34 protein-coding genes are annotated in these 15172 nt (G+C 60.9%); 32 read left to right on the top strand and 2 right to left on the bottom strand.

Annotation, left to right across the window (positions count from 1 at the left end; translation table 11 throughout):
* The first annotated feature begins 1 nt into the window (after position 1).
* The 21 genes from FXV83_RS16220 (at position 2) to FXV83_RS16135 (ending at position 6575) form a co-directional block, all read left to right on the top strand.
* Entirely contained in the window at positions 2-211 is a 210-nt protein-coding gene (locus tag FXV83_RS16220; protein ID WP_148740414.1) for a hypothetical protein, read from the top strand.
* Positions 211-480, top strand: a complete 270-nt coding sequence (locus FXV83_RS16215) for a hypothetical protein (protein ID WP_148740413.1) — start codon at positions 211-213, stop codon at positions 478-480. Before FXV83_RS16220 ends, FXV83_RS16215 begins: the two co-directional genes overlap by 1 nt.
* Positions 477-671, top strand: a complete 195-nt coding sequence (locus FXV83_RS16210) for a hypothetical protein (protein ID WP_148740412.1) — start codon at positions 477-479, stop codon at positions 669-671. The genes FXV83_RS16215 and FXV83_RS16210 overlap by 4 nt, the downstream gene beginning before the upstream one ends.
* Positions 671-808 carry a hypothetical protein gene (locus tag FXV83_RS42750; protein WP_187435948.1) on the top strand — a complete coding sequence of 46 codons (138 nt, stop codon included), beginning with the start codon at positions 671-673 and terminating at the stop codon, positions 806-808. The genes FXV83_RS16210 and FXV83_RS42750 overlap by 1 nt, the downstream gene beginning before the upstream one ends.
* A 99-nt stretch (positions 809-907) precedes the next feature.
* Positions 908-1090: a hypothetical protein gene (locus FXV83_RS16205; protein WP_148740411.1), complete on the top strand. Its 183-nt coding sequence runs from the start codon at positions 908-910 to the stop codon at positions 1088-1090.
* Between the two features lie 499 nt (positions 1091-1589).
* Positions 1590-1799 (top strand): hypothetical protein, encoded by a 210-nt coding sequence (locus tag FXV83_RS16200; protein ID WP_148740410.1) that lies wholly within the window; start codon positions 1590-1592, stop codon positions 1797-1799.
* A 40-nt stretch (positions 1800-1839) separates the two neighbouring features.
* Complete coding sequence (locus FXV83_RS42745; RefSeq protein WP_187435947.1) at positions 1840-2004, top strand: hypothetical protein; 165 nt, start codon at positions 1840-1842, stop codon at positions 2002-2004.
* A 1-nt stretch (position 2005) separates the two neighbouring features.
* Positions 2006-2209: a hypothetical protein gene (locus FXV83_RS16195; protein WP_148740409.1), complete on the top strand. Its 204-nt coding sequence runs from the start codon at positions 2006-2008 to the stop codon at positions 2207-2209.
* Positions 2210-2217: 8 nt separating this feature from the next.
* Positions 2218-2484 carry a hypothetical protein gene (locus FXV83_RS16190; protein ID WP_148740408.1) on the top strand — a complete coding sequence of 89 codons (267 nt, stop codon included), beginning with the start codon at positions 2218-2220 and terminating at the stop codon, positions 2482-2484.
* On the top strand, positions 2475-2693 hold the full coding sequence (locus FXV83_RS16185) for a hypothetical protein (RefSeq protein WP_148740407.1): 219 nt from the start codon (positions 2475-2477) through the stop codon (positions 2691-2693). Before FXV83_RS16190 ends, FXV83_RS16185 begins: the two co-directional genes overlap by 10 nt.
* Positions 2694-2809: 116 nt before the next feature.
* Positions 2810-3424, top strand: a complete 615-nt coding sequence (locus tag FXV83_RS16180) for a hypothetical protein (RefSeq protein ID WP_148740406.1) — start codon at positions 2810-2812, stop codon at positions 3422-3424.
* Entirely contained in the window at positions 3421-3693 is a 273-nt protein-coding gene (locus FXV83_RS16175) for a hypothetical protein (RefSeq protein WP_148740405.1), read from the top strand. The genes FXV83_RS16180 and FXV83_RS16175 overlap by 4 nt, the downstream gene beginning before the upstream one ends.
* Positions 3690-4301 (top strand): DUF7007 domain-containing protein, encoded by a 612-nt coding sequence (locus FXV83_RS16170; RefSeq protein ID WP_148740404.1) that lies wholly within the window; start codon positions 3690-3692, stop codon positions 4299-4301. The genes FXV83_RS16175 and FXV83_RS16170 overlap by 4 nt, the downstream gene beginning before the upstream one ends.
* Complete coding sequence (locus FXV83_RS16165) at positions 4301-4576, top strand: hypothetical protein (protein WP_148740403.1); 276 nt, start codon at positions 4301-4303, stop codon at positions 4574-4576. Before FXV83_RS16170 ends, FXV83_RS16165 begins: the two co-directional genes overlap by 1 nt.
* Positions 4557-4817 carry a hypothetical protein gene (locus tag FXV83_RS16160; RefSeq protein ID WP_148740402.1) on the top strand — a complete coding sequence of 87 codons (261 nt, stop codon included), beginning with the start codon at positions 4557-4559 and terminating at the stop codon, positions 4815-4817. Before FXV83_RS16165 ends, FXV83_RS16160 begins: the two co-directional genes overlap by 20 nt.
* A complete protein-coding gene (locus FXV83_RS16155) occupies positions 4814-5182 on the top strand; it encodes a hypothetical protein (protein WP_148740401.1) in 369 nt (122 codons plus the stop codon). The genes FXV83_RS16160 and FXV83_RS16155 overlap by 4 nt, the downstream gene beginning before the upstream one ends.
* Positions 5179-5352, top strand: a complete 174-nt coding sequence (locus FXV83_RS42740) for a hypothetical protein (RefSeq protein WP_187435946.1) — start codon at positions 5179-5181, stop codon at positions 5350-5352. Before FXV83_RS16155 ends, FXV83_RS42740 begins: the two co-directional genes overlap by 4 nt.
* A 22-nt stretch (positions 5353-5374) precedes the next feature.
* The gene (locus FXV83_RS16150) at positions 5375-5776 is read left to right on the top strand and encodes a hypothetical protein (RefSeq protein WP_148740400.1); all 402 of its coding nucleotides are present in this window, start codon (positions 5375-5377) and stop codon (positions 5774-5776) included.
* A gap of 3 nt (positions 5777-5779) precedes the next feature.
* Positions 5780-5962, top strand: coding sequence for a hypothetical protein (locus FXV83_RS16145; RefSeq protein WP_148740399.1), 183 nt, complete (start codon positions 5780-5782; stop codon positions 5960-5962).
* Positions 5963-6138: 176 nt separating this feature from the next.
* On the top strand, positions 6139-6378 hold the full coding sequence (locus tag FXV83_RS16140) for a hypothetical protein (protein WP_148740398.1): 240 nt from the start codon (positions 6139-6141) through the stop codon (positions 6376-6378).
* The gene (locus tag FXV83_RS16135; RefSeq protein ID WP_148740397.1) at positions 6378-6575 is read left to right on the top strand and encodes a hypothetical protein; all 198 of its coding nucleotides are present in this window, start codon (positions 6378-6380) and stop codon (positions 6573-6575) included. The genes FXV83_RS16140 and FXV83_RS16135 overlap by 1 nt, the downstream gene beginning before the upstream one ends.
* 147 nt (positions 6576-6722) lie before the next feature.
* Here FXV83_RS16135 and FXV83_RS16130 read toward each other — a convergent pair whose 3' ends face one another.
* Both FXV83_RS16130 and FXV83_RS16125 read right to left on the bottom strand, forming a co-directional pair.
* Positions 6723-7670, bottom strand: a complete 948-nt coding sequence (locus FXV83_RS16130) for a hypothetical protein (protein WP_148740396.1) — start codon at positions 7668-7670, stop codon at positions 6723-6725.
* 303 nt (positions 7671-7973) lie between these two features.
* Positions 7974-8417 (bottom strand): hypothetical protein, encoded by a 444-nt coding sequence (locus FXV83_RS16125; RefSeq protein WP_148740395.1) that lies wholly within the window; start codon positions 8415-8417, stop codon positions 7974-7976.
* A gap of 100 nt (positions 8418-8517) precedes the next feature.
* Between FXV83_RS16125 and FXV83_RS16120 the strand changes: the two genes are divergently transcribed.
* From FXV83_RS16120 to FXV83_RS16070, 11 genes are all read left to right on the top strand, one after another.
* On the top strand, positions 8518-8973 hold the full coding sequence (locus tag FXV83_RS16120) for a hypothetical protein (RefSeq protein ID WP_148740394.1): 456 nt from the start codon (positions 8518-8520) through the stop codon (positions 8971-8973).
* Positions 8974-9095: 122 nt separating this feature from the next.
* Positions 9096-10034, top strand: coding sequence for a hypothetical protein (locus FXV83_RS16110; RefSeq protein ID WP_187435945.1), 939 nt, complete (start codon positions 9096-9098; stop codon positions 10032-10034).
* Between the two features lie 69 nt (positions 10035-10103).
* Positions 10104-10316 (top strand): hypothetical protein, encoded by a 213-nt coding sequence (locus FXV83_RS16105; RefSeq protein WP_148740391.1) that lies wholly within the window; start codon positions 10104-10106, stop codon positions 10314-10316.
* On the top strand, positions 10309-10698 hold the full coding sequence (locus FXV83_RS16100) for a hypothetical protein (RefSeq protein WP_148740390.1): 390 nt from the start codon (positions 10309-10311) through the stop codon (positions 10696-10698). The genes FXV83_RS16105 and FXV83_RS16100 overlap by 8 nt, the downstream gene beginning before the upstream one ends.
* Positions 10695-10964: a hypothetical protein gene (locus FXV83_RS16095; protein ID WP_148740389.1), complete on the top strand. Its 270-nt coding sequence runs from the start codon at positions 10695-10697 to the stop codon at positions 10962-10964. Before FXV83_RS16100 ends, FXV83_RS16095 begins: the two co-directional genes overlap by 4 nt.
* Positions 10961-11254, top strand: a complete 294-nt coding sequence (locus FXV83_RS16090) for a hypothetical protein (protein WP_148740388.1) — start codon at positions 10961-10963, stop codon at positions 11252-11254. The genes FXV83_RS16095 and FXV83_RS16090 overlap by 4 nt, the downstream gene beginning before the upstream one ends.
* Before the next feature lie 253 nt (positions 11255-11507).
* A complete protein-coding gene (locus FXV83_RS16085; protein WP_148740387.1) occupies positions 11508-12116 on the top strand; it encodes a hypothetical protein in 609 nt (202 codons plus the stop codon).
* Positions 12113-12280: a hypothetical protein gene (locus FXV83_RS42735; RefSeq protein ID WP_187435944.1), complete on the top strand. Its 168-nt coding sequence runs from the start codon at positions 12113-12115 to the stop codon at positions 12278-12280. The genes FXV83_RS16085 and FXV83_RS42735 overlap by 4 nt, the downstream gene beginning before the upstream one ends.
* The gene (locus tag FXV83_RS16080; protein ID WP_148740386.1) at positions 12264-12455 is read left to right on the top strand and encodes a hypothetical protein; all 192 of its coding nucleotides are present in this window, start codon (positions 12264-12266) and stop codon (positions 12453-12455) included. The genes FXV83_RS42735 and FXV83_RS16080 overlap by 17 nt, the downstream gene beginning before the upstream one ends.
* Before the next feature lie 378 nt (positions 12456-12833).
* Positions 12834-14174 carry a hypothetical protein gene (locus FXV83_RS16075; protein ID WP_148740385.1) on the top strand — a complete coding sequence of 447 codons (1341 nt, stop codon included), beginning with the start codon at positions 12834-12836 and terminating at the stop codon, positions 14172-14174.
* 9 nt (positions 14175-14183) lie between these two features.
* The gene (locus FXV83_RS16070) at positions 14184-15152 is read left to right on the top strand and encodes a M28 family peptidase (RefSeq protein WP_148740384.1); all 969 of its coding nucleotides are present in this window, start codon (positions 14184-14186) and stop codon (positions 15150-15152) included.
* Positions 15153-15172 lie beyond the last annotated feature (20 nt).

The following is a 15172-nucleotide window of genomic DNA, read 5'->3' as shown; positions in this document are numbered from 1 at the left end:
CGTGAAGCGCACCAAGAAACAGCAGGCGGCCGACGCCGCTCGGATCCAGCGCGCCGTGACCGGCATCCTGATCCCCATGACCTCGATCCCTCGAGTCTACGCCCATGCCGAGAAGCTGATCGCCAACGGCTGCGACGACACCGAGCTGGTCAACGGCATTCGCTCGATCCTCACCCCTGAAACCACCACCCTGCACGTCGGGAGGCGCTGATGTTGACGTCACTTCCATTCCACCCGGCCGATCCCTTCCAGAGCGATCCGGCCATCATCGAGAGCCAGCACCGGGCGGCCAGGACGACGCGGACATTCTGCGAGAGCGGCATGGACGCCTTCGAGTTCAAGGACGACGGCGGCCGGCACTACGTCGTCAACCGGGCGCAGGCCATGCGCTGCATGGAGTTCGACGCCTTCGTCGCCTTCACCTCGGCGTACATGGTCCACGCTCTCGATCTGCCCTGGTGCGAGATGGGGCGAGCATGAGCATCCTCCTGTCCGAGGCCGAGGAAGCGGCGGCCCGCCGCTGGAACCTGGATACGGTCGAGCACCGCGCCATGCGTGCGGCGTTCGTTGCCGGCGCCGAGTTTGCCGGAGCGGAGCGACCCTCACCGCTTCCGGCCAACAGCAACGAGCGCGAGGACATCCGCGCCCGCATGAACCATTGGCGGCTGTGATGAGTGCAAAGCAGCGCAGGCGGCGCCGGCTGGCGATCATCCGCGTCCTGTCGGACCTGTCCCGCGGCGGCTGGGCCAACACCAGGTTCGAGGACTATCACCCGCTCGAAGTCGAGCTGGCGGAGCTGGAGCGATGAGCAGGGAGCACGAAGAGATGCTGGCCCGCGTGCGGGTTAGCGACCGTCTCTGGTCCGAGTCCGATCTGTACTGGCGGACCAATCGCTGGGAGATCGAGCATGGACTACCACGAGCGCAAGGCGCTGCGACGCCAGCACTTCGAGCAAAACGTGAAGGGCTGGAAGCTGGTGAAATGCAGCGCGTGTAACGGCTCCGGCTACTACGACAACGACGGATCACCACCATGCTCCGCCTGCAACGGGCGCGGCAAGGTGGCAACGAGACCCCAAGGTGTGCGGTAAAGCGGTCCGCACACGAAGGCAGGGGAAATCCGCAGGGCCACTCATCAAACGGCCTAGCTTCGGCGCCCTGGCCCGCGCCTGGCGAGGATGGCCACCCATGACAGGACTGTGAAGTTCGCGAGCCCGGAGAAATGGGCAGCGTATTTGGTTGCTGCGACCCAAACGCAGTGGCGAGGCCGGCGCTATCCGGCCATCCCCAATTCATCGAGCCGCAGACCATGAAGAAACGCAAGACGGTCAGGCGCTCGCCGATCGCTCGTGATCTGCGGACGCCGAAATACAAGCCCCGCGTTGTGCCCAACAAGAAGCGCAAGGCGAGGGTGCCGAGTTTGAGCAACGACGATGGAGATCGGCCATGAAGTAAGCGACCCCCACGTTTCAACCAGCTGCAGAACGACTGACGACTTTTTGGACCGGTGAAGCCGCGAGCGACCGGACGCACAGCCCGACCAGCGGCGGGCAAACCAATCCGCTGGTGCAATTCAACAGGTGACGAGGCATGCACACCGTAATCATTCGCTTCACGAACGGCTCGGCCGACCGGCATCCGTTCAAATCGTTCAGCGAGGCGCGGGACTTCTACCGCAACCGCATCTGCTTTAACGACCGTGTGAAGCGCGTCACCGTGACCGAGCCTGGCAGCACACCGCGTCCCGTCTGGGACGCTGACTGGGATGATCTGAGCAAATACGCAGGGCTGAATGCCTAACCTCTTCCACTTCGCGCCCGAGGTGTGCCTTGAGCCTTGCTTGAAAGCAAATGCAATGCTCGCGCTGCAATCCCTCACATATGAGGCCTTGGCCATCCTCGGCCCGGTCTGGAGCGCTGTGCTCGCCGGCTTCGCCGTCTTCATCCTGGGCGAGCTGTACCTCACGCCTGCTGGTCAGGCCTATCTCGACTCTCTGGAGGACTGACATGGAGAACGTCACCGCCATCTTGGAAGGCCTGATCGATCGTCACGGCCTTACGCATGTCGTCACCGGGCTTTCGTTGATCTGCTCGGAGAAGGCCGAGCACCTGCGCCACAACTGGCAGGACGGCACGAGCGCAAAGGCTTGGGACGTCGACGCCAAGACGCTCGAAAAGGCCGCGCACCTGATCTGCTCAGACGCCAAGTGAGCACGCCCATGAACAAGGTACCGCCGCAATGGAAGTACGTCAGCCGCGACCTGATCATCACCTACCAGGACATCCATCGTCTGGCTGTCAAGCGCGGGACCCCGGTTGAGCGGCAGCGCACGGGCTGGGGAGACAGCTACGCCGTGCATTGGCGCGACGTCGAGCTGCTGAGCAAGACCGAAGCGCTGTTCGATCACGACAAGGTCTACCGCTTCATCTGGATCAGCGATGCCGATCTGACTGAAACGAAGCCGGAGCAAAGCCGATGGCACTGAAGAAAACACATGCCCAGTTCCGGCAGGCTGCGGCCCTGTACGACGAAACCCATCTCGCGCCGTCCATGACACCGAACCCGTTCGCCAAGGAGCGGGCGCTCTTCCTAGCATGGTGGTTCATCGAAAACGTCGGCCCGGATGACCCGGCCCGCAATGAAATTTTCTTCGAGCTACGCGGAATTGTCCGCGAAGCGCAGGGAGCAGGATGATGCGGACGTTTACCCATCCGAAACCTACAGCAGCAACCGATCGAAGCGGGCGAAGGCGCGTGTCAGCGCAAAGATGCGCCGCCGCTTTCGCCGCAACAGCAAGCAGGAACTGAACCATGGGCAAGACGCCTGAGATCATCAAGACCAACTACCTCATCATCGAGACCGCGATGGCTGCCTACGCGGTGCTCGAAGACACCCGGCTCATCGTCGGCACGACGCTGCCCGACGACCATCCGTACAAGGAAGCCGAGCAGCAGATGGCGCAATACTGCGAGGACTACGGCGCCCGCGGCATGCGCTGGGCTGCGTGGCAGATGGCACCGATCATCGAGAGCGTCTGGGCCATCATGCCCGAGGCCGATCGCGATGGCATGATCTGCTGGGACTTCGAGTTCGTGCCGGAGTTCATGATCTACTGCCTCAACTTCGGCGACGGCGAAGACGTCAATCCGGTTGTCGCTCGTCCGGAAGACCTCCGCAGCCTGTATCAGGCTGCCCGCGCCCGCTGCAAAGCGTTCGTCAGCAAGTACCCGCCTTCAACCCGCGAGCGCGACCAGTTCATCAAGGACTGCCGCGATGAGGCGGAGGAGCAGTGGTGCTACGCCGATCTGATCAGCGATCACCCCGACGAAGTGCAGCGCGCCTTCGAGGCGAAGGAGAAGCCGGCCGAGTTCGTCAAGGCACTCGGCGAAGAGCTGGAACTCCTAGATTTCGGCCCGATGAAATGAGGTCCGGCCGATTGGTCGCCGCCAACGAGGAAGAGCTGTCCGACCTCGCTGTGTGGCTCGAAAACCATCCTGACGACGTGACGCACGAGGTCCGCTTCGAGGCGATCGACTTCCTGCTGGAGACAATGGAGGCGGTCGAGACCTACCCCGCCACGGTCTACGTCCCCACGCATCTGGTCGATGCGCTGGTCGGCGTGATCGAGGACTGGGCGGAGGTGCTCGGAGCCCACAACGAGTCCCTTGAAACCCATCTTCTGGTGATCGAATGAGCGAGTACAAGCGAAGCGAATGCCCCAAGTCGTCGCCCTGGGGCGCCATCCAGGACAAGCGAGAGCTGGCGCCTGGCATCTGGCAGGTTTCGACCGCGGGCCACGGCGGAATCAAGCTGTCCCGCGAGCGCAATGCCGCCGTCCCAGAATACATGCGCTCGGCTGGTGGATGGTACGAGGAAGACTGCCAGTGGTCGATCGCCGCCATGGTCCACAAGGAAGCATTCCAGCGGGTGGTGACGATCGAAGGCAGGCCCGACAAGACCGAGTACGAGTATGCACTCGACTCCTTCCGCGGCTGGTACCCCGACCAATACGAGCAGTTTTTCGGCGTCACGCTCAAGCCAGGCGAGTCCCGCACGAGGGATGAGGCACGGTGGCGAGACGAGAACGCTACCAAATTCGTCCTGGCATCTGCATGGGGCGATTGGGCGAAGTGGGTGCCGAAAGGCAAGGTCGGCGTAGTGGCTCGCCGCCAGAGCGACGGCGCCGAGAAATGGTTCCTGATCGACGACACCAGCTACAACGCTCGCCACAAGGCGGGCACGTTCGGCATCGTCATCGACCTCGCGACCGACAAAGAGATCACCAAACCGGAGACTCCGTGATGAAGGAATACGTCTCACCCACCGGCTCGCCCATACTGGGCACGCTGGAGAAGCTGACCGGCCGCGCCGAGATCATGGGCATCGACGATAACGGCGAGCCTGTCTACCAGGGCGGCACCGAGATTTTCTATGACGACCAGGTCACGGCGACCAAGGACGGCAAGATGATCTTCCTGGACGAGAACGGCGCCGAGTGGACGTTCGATCAACTCCAGCCGGTCGAGGCCGAGGACGACGAAGACGAGGAGGAAGACGATGAAGGTCTGGATAGTTGAAGGCGAGCACCACAGCGTGCCCGGCATCATCGTCAAGGTCTGCGCCTCCAAGACCCTGGCCGACCTTGAAGCCGTCGCGCTGGTCAACATCATCCTCAACGACCTCATCGACGATGAGAAGATCGAGGTGACGGTCGACAACTGGGAAGAGGAGCTGGAAGACGCCAAGGTGGCGTACGTCGACCACTTCAACTCGATGCCCCGCGTCGAGATCAGCGAGCACGAGGTGATCGGGTCATGAGGGAACATGTCTCGTGCTTCTATTCGCCGATCACGCTCGACTACACCAACGAAGATCGGATCAACCTCGCGCTGATCGGGCCGCGTGGCGGCGGTGCCTATTACACCATGAGCTATCTCCAGGCTCGCAATCTGCGTGACAACCTGGACCAGGTGCTGCTGAAGTTTGCTGACGCCCGGGCTCGAGTTCCGGTTTACGTGGTGGTCCAGAACGCCGGCTACCAGGGCGAGAAAGACGTCTTCGAAGCCAAGACCCACAGCGAGGCGATTGCCTGGATGAACAAGTCCTACAGCTCGACGGAGATCGACGAGCTGCATGTCGCCATTGCCCGCGATATCGCAGGCGAAAGGAGCTATGACCTGTGAAGCTCTATTCCACCCGCGACATTCAACAGATCGTTCAGGACGCCCTTCGCGAGAAGGGTTTCTCCATCGACCGTGCCAGCCACGGCATCGTCGAAGCGAGCCAGGGGACTGGCCGCATCTCGCAGCACTTTAAGATCAAGGTCGTGAACGACGACCGCGACCCAATCTAACCCAACATCGAAGGACTATGAAATGAAACTGCGCGCTCTTGCAGCGCTGGCGGTAACGCTGGTGCTTGCTCAATTCACGCCGGCTGCGGCCGAGAATGTCAACCGGGAGTTCATCGCTCTCGCCACCATCTCCTACACGGTCATCAACAAGTGCGGTGACCAGTACGAGTTCATCGACGGCAGCGCCCAGAAGGCGGCCGACCAGGTCGGTGCCGACTTCGACACCTACGGCCCTGCGACCATGAACGCCATCTTCGTGATCATCGGCATCGAGTACGACCGCACCAAGCTGATCCCCGAGGTGACCCGGTTTGTCCGCGCCGATCTCGAAGAACTGATGGGCGAGATCAAGAAGGGCGAACGCTACTTCTGCAAGAAGTACGGGGCCACGATGGTCAAAGTCGGGTTCATGAAGAGGAAGTGAGCCATGGACGACAACCTCTACATCTCCGAACGGTCCGCCCTGAGCGCTGCCAGGAAAGCCGTCGACGAAGACCGCGCCGACACCTTCCGGGTGAAGCGCAGGCGGCAGCGCAATCCCGATCGCTCCTGGGATCTCGGCTTCGTCGCGATCCTCATGAAGTCCGGCGAAGCCGTAGGCTTTGCCTGATCTTCTCCACCAACACGATCAGAAGGGTGACCACCAATGCTCCAAGCTCCGCCGAGTGAGTTCATCAGCGCCAAGACCCTCGGGACTGCTGTCCTGATCTCGGCGGCGCTTTGGTGTGTCATAGTATTTGCTTGAATGCAAGAATTTGCAGCCTATAATGCAAGCGAGGAGTCGAGATGCAACCCAACAACACCCTGTCCCTGCCCGCTGTGATCGAAAGGTTCCGTGCCTACAAGGCCGCGAACCCGAGCTGGGGCTCGCTTCATCTCGTGCTCGATGACGGCAACGTCCGGAACAAGCACGTCACCTGCGCCGCCGAGTATGCGCTCGAAACCGGCGACACCGAGGGCTTCGAGCTGGCCGGGCTGCTGCTGCAGCTGAGCACCACACAACGCCAGAAACTGAGGAACATCTGATGTTCGCCATCGGAACAGCACCGGGCTATCGCCTGCCCTTCACCACCCTGGTTGTCGACCGGGTCACCTTCCCGCATCGTCATCGCAGCGTCACCGGCTACACCTGGACCGAGCAGCTCACGATGGACATTCACCTCCTGGCCATGAGCCGGGATGCGATCCGCCCAGCCTGCAACGACAACATGAAAGCTGCCTGACCATGGACCGGGGCAGTCTGCCTTGGATGGACCGCAGGGCCACGGGCTGCGGTGACGCTACGTTGATTTGATGGCCGGTGTACTCCAGATAGCTGCCGGATTGCTGCAGCACCACATTTCGGCAGCCCTAGGCCAAACTGAGACATCTTACGCAGTAACTCGCCGCGCCTTCTGCACATATTGGGCTAGGTCCGATCGAAGGGAGGCTATTTTCTGAATGTATTGATCAATGATCTTGACGCACTCGACTGTCGGGACAGAGACGAAACTATACAGTGTTACGTACGGCTCGATCGTCACAGGCATCTTGCGAATTAAATAGACCAGTTGCTCGCTATCGGTTTGGGAGGCGTCATCGACATATAACGTGTTCGATAACATGTTCGGATGCGTGGCTTCGCAGAGGAGGGCATAAAAGTATTCGGCCGGGATTTCATGCTGCCATTTGAGTGTCTTGAATGCAGATAGGAAAAAACCGGGATACAGCGGATCTTTTTTGTCGAGCTTGTGATCGTTAAAGTAATCTGGTTTTTGCCAGTCGATTTTTCGCACTGCGTACCATGTTTTGAGTATCTTGGCTGGAGACGACGTATCATTGAGAAGAACTTTGAGCCGTTCTGTATTAGTCGCCCTCAATTTTTTCATGCGTTCTAATCGATATGCCGACGGCGGCGTCGAGAGTAGGTGCTTTATTGCGGATTCGGCCTGATCGCCGTAATACTTCGCCGCTGCTGCCTCTTCGTACAAGGTCCGACACGAAAGAACAGCGCTTCTAAAATGCTGGGGACTAAATCCTTCCCAAACCCCCGTTACTAATTCGCGGAGTTTATGGCCGTAGGTCACTCCGATTGCGTCAAGAAGTGACACTTCTTCATCAATGATTCCAAACAATGAAGTTCGAATATCATCGCCGTAATTCGCCGGATGCATATTTTTAAAAATGCGAAGGCGCAGCTCTGCCGGCATGGAGTCGTAAAGTTCATGAGCGCGAGTGACGGCGGCTTCGAATGCTGAAAAAGTCGCTGTCGTTTGACTCGTCTGTTCTCGGATGTAATCTTGAACCCGCTTAAGGCCGGGCGAGACGCTAGGATGCATGGGAAGCTGCTTTCTCTGATTCTGACTGGATGAAGACATGGGAAAGCGTGGTTAATCTGGATTGTGCATTGTCCACGTGCACTAGCTCCTACCGCGACGCAATTGGGGGATTGCAAGATAATCTTGGAAAACAGGTCGGCCTATGTCGGAGATCGGTCAATGGCTGCCTTCCCGAATGCGTTGGCGCCACGGCCGCTGTACTCCAGATAGCTGCCGACTTGCTGCACCGCGCAAGTCGGCGGACTCGGGCCAAACCCGGGTTGTGCGCTCCCGCGCCTCATTTCGGCTGACAGATGCAAGGTACTAGGACTTCATGGCTGCTTCGATCCGAGAGCGGCGTGCTGCCCTCACCTTGTCGAGCATCTCGGCATGGCTGAAGGTCGGAATGCCGCTCTTGTCGGCGGCGAAGCGCAGGATTTGCTGAGCGAACTCGGGGGTCACATCAAACCAATCGCCGGTAAGCCTGCGCTTCGCCTTGTCGAGCAGCGCAGTCGCTTCGTTCAACAGCCGGATTGCGAGCATGTCGCCCGCAGTCCACCGCACATCATGAACCTGCAGCTCCTTCCAGCATCCGGGCTGCAAGTCCACGAGCTTGTCGCGCAGCTGCTTTGCCCAGCTGATGCGTAGCGGCCGGCCCCCGGTGGGACCGACCGCATACACACAGGCAAAACCGAGTTCCAGAAAAATGGCACGTTCCGGCTTCGATTGGAGCCAAGGGAGTCCGTAAGCAATCTCGGTCTTCTGCATGGAACGAGCCGTAGCAGAGGATTTGCATTCCTGCAAATTTCGCTTGCATTCGAGCCTGCGACGTCTTATCCGGACGCCAACCCAATCACGGAGGTTTTTGATGAGCGACGATCACAGAATAGTTCTTTCCGCCCCCGCGCTGCGGATCACGGCCGGCGAGCACCGCGCCCTGCTCGAGATCCGCGACCTGTTCGCCAAGGGCGTCTTCAAGCACGACCCTGCCCTCGAAGCCGACAAGCCGGACGGCTTCAACATGGACCAGGCCGAGACGGAAACGTCCTGCGGCACCACCTGCTGCATCGGCGGCTGGGTCTGGGCCGCAATGAGCCGCGACCGCACCACGTCGAGCCCAACCGCCGGCCGCTACGTCACGCACGACCGCAGCTTTGCCCTCCGCGCGCTGTACTATCCCGACCAGAACGAGATCCAGGACATGGCCTACTCGGACATCACGCCGGGCGCCGCGCTCTGTGCGATCGACAGCTTTCTCGCCACAGGCGATCCCGACTGGTACCGGGCCTGCGGCTTCCATCTCGTGGAAGACCAGCTGGCGTAGCCATGCCCTGCCGCTTGCTTGAATGCAAGCGATGCAAAGAACACCCCCGTTCTGAGCCCGCGAGCCGCCCTCACGAACGGGGGTGAGAGCAATGACGGCTTGCAACCAAAAAGGAAGACGACATGAACCCTGCCTCCAACGATCCCTTCCGCTATTCGTCTGTTGCCGACCAGCTCCAGACGCAGGCGGAGCAACCGCAGCCGATGCTCGCCGCTGCCGAGGCGCCCGTCGCCCTGGCTGTCGTCGAGACCGTCGCTGCCCCACTCGACGGCGAAGTGCTTCCGCCCGAAGCGCCCGCTGCCGCCGAGGCTCCCGCTCCGGCTCCGGAGACGCCGCCCTCCATCCCGCAGTATCCGATCGGCCTGATCGACTTCAACCTGCCGATCCTGGTCGTCGACTCCAATGACGATCAGGAGCTGCTCGACAACCCGTCGATCGTGACGGTGCTGAAGGGCAGCCTGCATCCGGTCGTGGTCTCCTTCTGGAGCCAGGGCGAGCAGCGCATCGACCAGTTCGACACGGACGGCGACTCGCTCTCCGGCGACTTCAAGGTCGAGCAGGACCAGCCGTATCCGCGGACGATGTTCGTGGTGATCGGTCGCGACGGTCGCAACCTCGTGCTCGATCCGGACCTCTACGCCAGCGAGGCGGCAGCGGCCGAGGAGACCAACATCGACGAAATCGCCGGCATCTTCCCCGTCGTCATCCAGGCGAAGGAAGAGCCGCCGGTTGTCGCCGAGGCGCCGGCCGAGGCCATCAGCGACTTCCATGATGGCGGCGTCGAGAGCGACGAGCAGGCGATCGAGGAAGAGGACGACGAGGACGTCGAGGGCACGGACGAGGCCGAAGCCGAGGTCGATCCGAACGCTCCGCCGACCGAGATGTACGTCGCCGGCCGCATGCGCCGCGTGGGCGACATCGTCTACGCAAAGCGCAAGGACTTCGGCGTGCGTGAATGCACGGTCACGAAGCTCCGCCGCGATGCGACCAAGTCGCTCTGTCTCCAGCCGAAGGACGGCACCGCCGCCTATTGGGCGTGGAACAGCCACGTTCGCTACTGAGCCAGCCAATGCGGCCCGTCTCCTTCGGGAGGCGGGTCCGCTACCTCCGAGGATCACATGCCGAGAAGATTGGGAAGCGATGCCCAGATCGTCCAGGCGTTCGATGCGTTCGAAGCATCGCGCCAATTGATCAACCTCATCTGCGAGTCGCCACAGCTCGCTCCACCAGAGTTTCAGCCGATCGTCGAGCTGGCGCTGCAAGCGTACGGCCTGCCGCCCGACTTTCCGGAACAAGTCCTCACCAACGAACTCAGCGCCGACCAGGAGCCGCACAATGACTAGCCCGAGAAGAACTGTCCGCATCGTCAGCGAAGAAGAGTTTGCCTCTCAGCTGCGCATCGCCCTTCAGGAGCACAACGTCGACAGCGTTGGCGCAGTCACGGGGCCTGGCCGGTCCGGCGCTATCGCCGCGGTCTACACCTCGCACATGCTGCACATCCCGTTCATCCCGTACGGCCAGCTGTGCCCCGAGAAATTCAGGCTCCTCATCATCGACACCGCCCGCGAAAGCGGACGCACACTGCGCAAGGCAGCACGTTGGTATCGCAACGCCAACCCGATCGTCATTGCGGTCTACGAGGAGCCGCCGCGTGTGGCGTTCTGGTACGAGGCGCCGAAGCCGCAATTCTATCGCCACGAGATCCCGCATCTGGAGGCAGCATGACCGTCACAGCGTTCGACAACAATCGGGCGATCGACGAGGGCTGGTGCATTTGCGAATGCTACGGCAGTGAGAACGGTCCGTGGCAGCTTCAGAAATGTGACGAACTCGACAAGTTCAAGAGCGACATCGAGGCTTGGCGGTTCGTCATCACCTACGCTGATGCCGGCAGCGAATATCACCAGAAAGCCCTTCAGTTCCTGAAGGATCACAACCCGATCGAGTACGACTGCATCACCGACACGGTGAGGCGGAGGGCTGTCGCATGAAGCGCGCCGTCATCCTGATCGCCCTGCTGCTGGCAGGGTGCGAGGAGGGCGGCAGCGACATGCCGCTTCCCCGCAAGGTCTGCACCCAAGTCACCAACCGATATTCCTGCGGACGCAGTGGCGTCTGCGAGGAGTGCGGCAATTGGGAGGTCGGCTGCCCGAAGCCGCTGAAGCTCGTGCAGGTCCCGACCGGTTCTTACGACAAGGGCGAGCCGAAGCTGGCTTGTCGATTGGAGGGAAACAATGGGCTCCATGAAACTGCGATACCTGAGGCTCCGCCACCCCAGTGACAAGGGGCCTCCCGCTCAGCGCAAGCTGGGCGCAGCCTTCCGCTTCCTGCTGGAGAACAGCACCTGGAAGCGCCACCCAGAACCATTCGCAAAGACACGGCGCGGGCTCGATCGACGGAGCGAGCGTCGCTTTGTCGATGCGATGAAACGAGAACCAGCGTGAGCACCGACCGTGAGAACCTTGAACACTGCCTTGGCTACATCCGAACCCACTTCGATTGCCCCCACTGCAACTTCGACTTCGACGAAGAAGGTGATCGGTCATCTGAAGTTATTGAATGTTCGGCCTGTCTCGAGAAATTCTGGTGCCGAGAGGTTAGGTGAAGAGTGGCGACCTGAAGAGGACGCCATCCTCAAGGATAACAGAGTCCTCTCGGCGAAGGAGCTGACGAGGCTGCTGCCGGGAAGAACGCAGAGGGCCATCTCGGCCCGAAGCCTCCGGCTCGGCATCATCAAGCTCTGGCTCGACAGTGAGCTGGACGTCATCCGCAACCACCCAAACAAGACGGCACGACAGCTCATGGAGCTGATCCCGGGCCGGACGGTAAAGAGCATTCAATGGCAACGGCGAAAGATGGGGCTGACCTATGTCCCGCTGACGCACAAGCCGACCGGCCCGAAATCAGATCGCAAGCTGACCAGGACCGGCAACCCGGTCGTGGACTCCATCATCACCCGCTGTGAAGAGGACGGCATCAGCCTGACCGGCATCGACCGGGAGCTGGGCACCGGCCACTACTTCCAGAGCAAACCCAAAACCGCTGTCCTTTCGCACATCGCAAAGGCTGTCGCTTTTTTCGGCGGCCGAGCACTGCTGATCGACGAGGTCGCCAACATCACCATCGATTGGAACGACGTATGACCAAACAGACCAGGACGACACAACGCCACGCCGAGCGCGAGAAGGCTGTCCGCACAGGCGCGCTTCTCCTCCGCCTCGAAGATCCCATCGAGGACGACATGGTGGTTGCCTCGCTCCGCGATCAGCTCCGCAACTACGGCATCGACCATGTCCGCGGACTCTGACGAACAAACCGGCAAGCCTGTGCTCTACGCCAGGCTGAACGGAAAGACTCTTCGGGCAAAGTGGCCCGGGAAACGCTGGCACGGCCAGTACGACGACATCTATGCGGTCTGCGACGCAGCCCACAAGGATGGCCTTGCATCATTCATCATCGATTACGTCGACAAGGAGGACTGAACTAGGAGAGCTGGCTAGTGCGGTAACGAGCCGGAGACTGAACCTGCAAAACGCGACTGAAAAGGCATTACGATTTTGAAACCCACTCTTTTGGACAAGAACACGGGGCGGCAAGAACCCCAAAAGAGTAACAGTGCGAGCGTCAAAAATGATTGTCCTCAAATTCGGCGACGCCATCTATTGGCTTCGCCTTTTCAATTCACGGGATAGACCTACAGGTACGGCCCAATACGGGGGCCGCAGATTTGGCTTGCTTTTCTGCTTGCTTGAATGCAAACATAGAGCAAGCCTCCGACTGCGGAGGAAAATTGGTTCCTCCGCGGGAAATGACGAGAAAGCCATGTCCAACGACATGCATGAATGCAAACGGAGCAAACGATGTTCTACCTGGTTCGGTTGGACCGCGACGAGAACGGCAACCTGGTCGAGACGCCGCTGCCGGACTACGGCACATTCCCCAAGGGCGCCGATGCAGCGAAGGCGTCCAAGACTGCCGCGACTGCCACTGGCGCCAAGGTCCAGTGTCGGCGCATTGCACAGGCCGGCGACTGGCGCGCAGCCATGCTGAAGCGCTTCGAGGATGGCCAGCTGCTTCCACTTCCACCGAAGTGGGACTTGGAGCCCATCAAGGATCATTTCGCCCACCTCGCGACGATCGACAACAGCCTGATCGGCTTCATCGAGTCCGAGGAGAACGGCATCATCAACAAGCCGACCGTGCTCACGCCTGGTCGCTATCTCACCCGCTTCTATCCGGATATCGACGACAACCGGCGCCGGCACCTGATCGCTGCGATCGATCCAAGCGGTGAGGTCTACTTCGCCACCAGCGAGGAAGACATCGAGTGGATTTACCGCGACGGTCCCGAGTCCTGCATGAGCGGCAAGCATGCCGCCGACTTCGAAGACCTGCCGGCGTGGCCGTCTGCGCCATACGCTGGCGGCGATCTGGCTGTGGCCTACACCAAGAACAGCGACGGGCGCATCCAGTCCCGCGCACTCTGCTGGCCTGAGAAGAAGCTGTTCGGCCGCGTCTACGGCGACTTCCAGCGCATGAAGGCTGCCCTGGAGGCCGAGGGCTACACCTGGATGCGTGACGACAACACGGTCCACGGCAACAAGAAGCTCCAGGTCTTCGTCGGCGCCAAGCTCCTGAAGATCCCGACCGAAAACCACGAAGACGAATACGTGATGCCGTACTTCGACGACATCAAGGTCGCCATCGACATGGGCGACCACTTCGTCACGGCGGAACAGGGCGAGCCGGGCAAGACCTGGATCGTGAGCGGTAGTTCTGACGATGGCACGGCGGTGTTGCACACCATGTGTCCGCGTAAGAACGTGCCGGCCAAGACCACGGACATGATCTTCGTCCTCGGTGCGGACGAGATGTGGTCGCCAGAAGCTGTCCGTTACGAGGCGTTCGTCTGCCGCGGCACCGGCAAGCACTGGTCCAACGACTTCAAGGTCATCATGGGAGATGGCCGGTACTGGTCGAAGGAGCACTTCGAACAGCACGGCGAGTTCTGCACGGTGTCGGGCAAGAACTGGCCGAAGGCTGAGTTCGTCGAGAAGGACGGGCAGCGCATGCACAAGAGCGTTGCCCACGACAACGATGACGATCGAGCCGATGCCTTCGCCGATCTGATGATGCGTCCGCGGCCGGGCGCCCTCTCCACGTCTGACCTCCTACTCAATCGTCACCGTCGCGTGGCCTAAGGAAGCACTATGTCTGATCTCGAAACCATCATCGCCATGCTGTCCTACCGGCGCCCTGCCCGGTCGGCGACCGAGAAGGCCTTCATCGAGAAGTTCATCGTCCCTACCGGCGCCAAGCGCGACAAGCACGGCAACTGGTGCCTGACGATCGGCGAGGTCCCGACCGTGCTGTGGTCCTCGCACACGGACAGCGTCCATCGTTCCGAGGGATACCAGCGGGTCGATTTCGACGGCAAGTTCATCACGCTTACGGTCAACTCGAAGTCCAGCTGCCTCGGCGCTGACTGCGCTGCCGGCGTCTGGATCATGATCGAGATGATCAAGGCCAAGGTACCGGGCATGTACATCTTCCACGACGCGGAAGAGATCGGCTGCCAGGGATCGCGGGCAATCGCAGAGAACGAGCCGGGCCGGCTGATCAGCATCGAGGCGGCCATCGCCTTCGATCGCAAGGGCATCGACTCGATCATCACCCACCAGCGGCAGCGCTGCTGCTCGGACGCCTTTGCCAAGTCGATGCAGCCGATGTTGCCGTCGCGCTATCGGCTAGACGACACCGGCTTCGTCACCGACACCAAGCAATACATGCACCTGGTGCAGGAATGCACGAACCTCTCGGTCGGCTATTACAACGAGCACCATCCCCACGAGGCGCTCGATGTCGGCCACCTGATCGAGTTGCGCGACCACATGGTCAAGTTCGACCAGTCCAAGCTGGTGATTGAACGCGACCCTTTTGCCCCGGTGAAGCCGAAGATCAAGAAGCCGACCGGCTCTGGTCTTGGCCTCCGTCGCCTGCGTCGTCGTGAAGAGACGCTGCGCGACCTCGTCTACTGGTACCCGGAGAAGGTCTCCGCCTTCCTGGAGAACAAGGGCTTCACCTTCGACCAGCTCCACGACGCGATCCACGAACACGATGACGACACGGGAGACGCCTTCGGCTCCCTGTTCGACGACCTCCTCTCAGGCGCTGCCTGATCCAACCAACACCAGCAAGG

The organism is Bradyrhizobium hipponense (genome assembly GCF_008123965.1).
Taxonomy (GTDB): domain Bacteria; phylum Pseudomonadota; class Alphaproteobacteria; order Rhizobiales; family Xanthobacteraceae; genus Bradyrhizobium; species Bradyrhizobium hipponense.
Note: the sequence above shows the minus strand (reverse complement) of the source record. Positions and strands in the feature narration are given on the sequence as shown.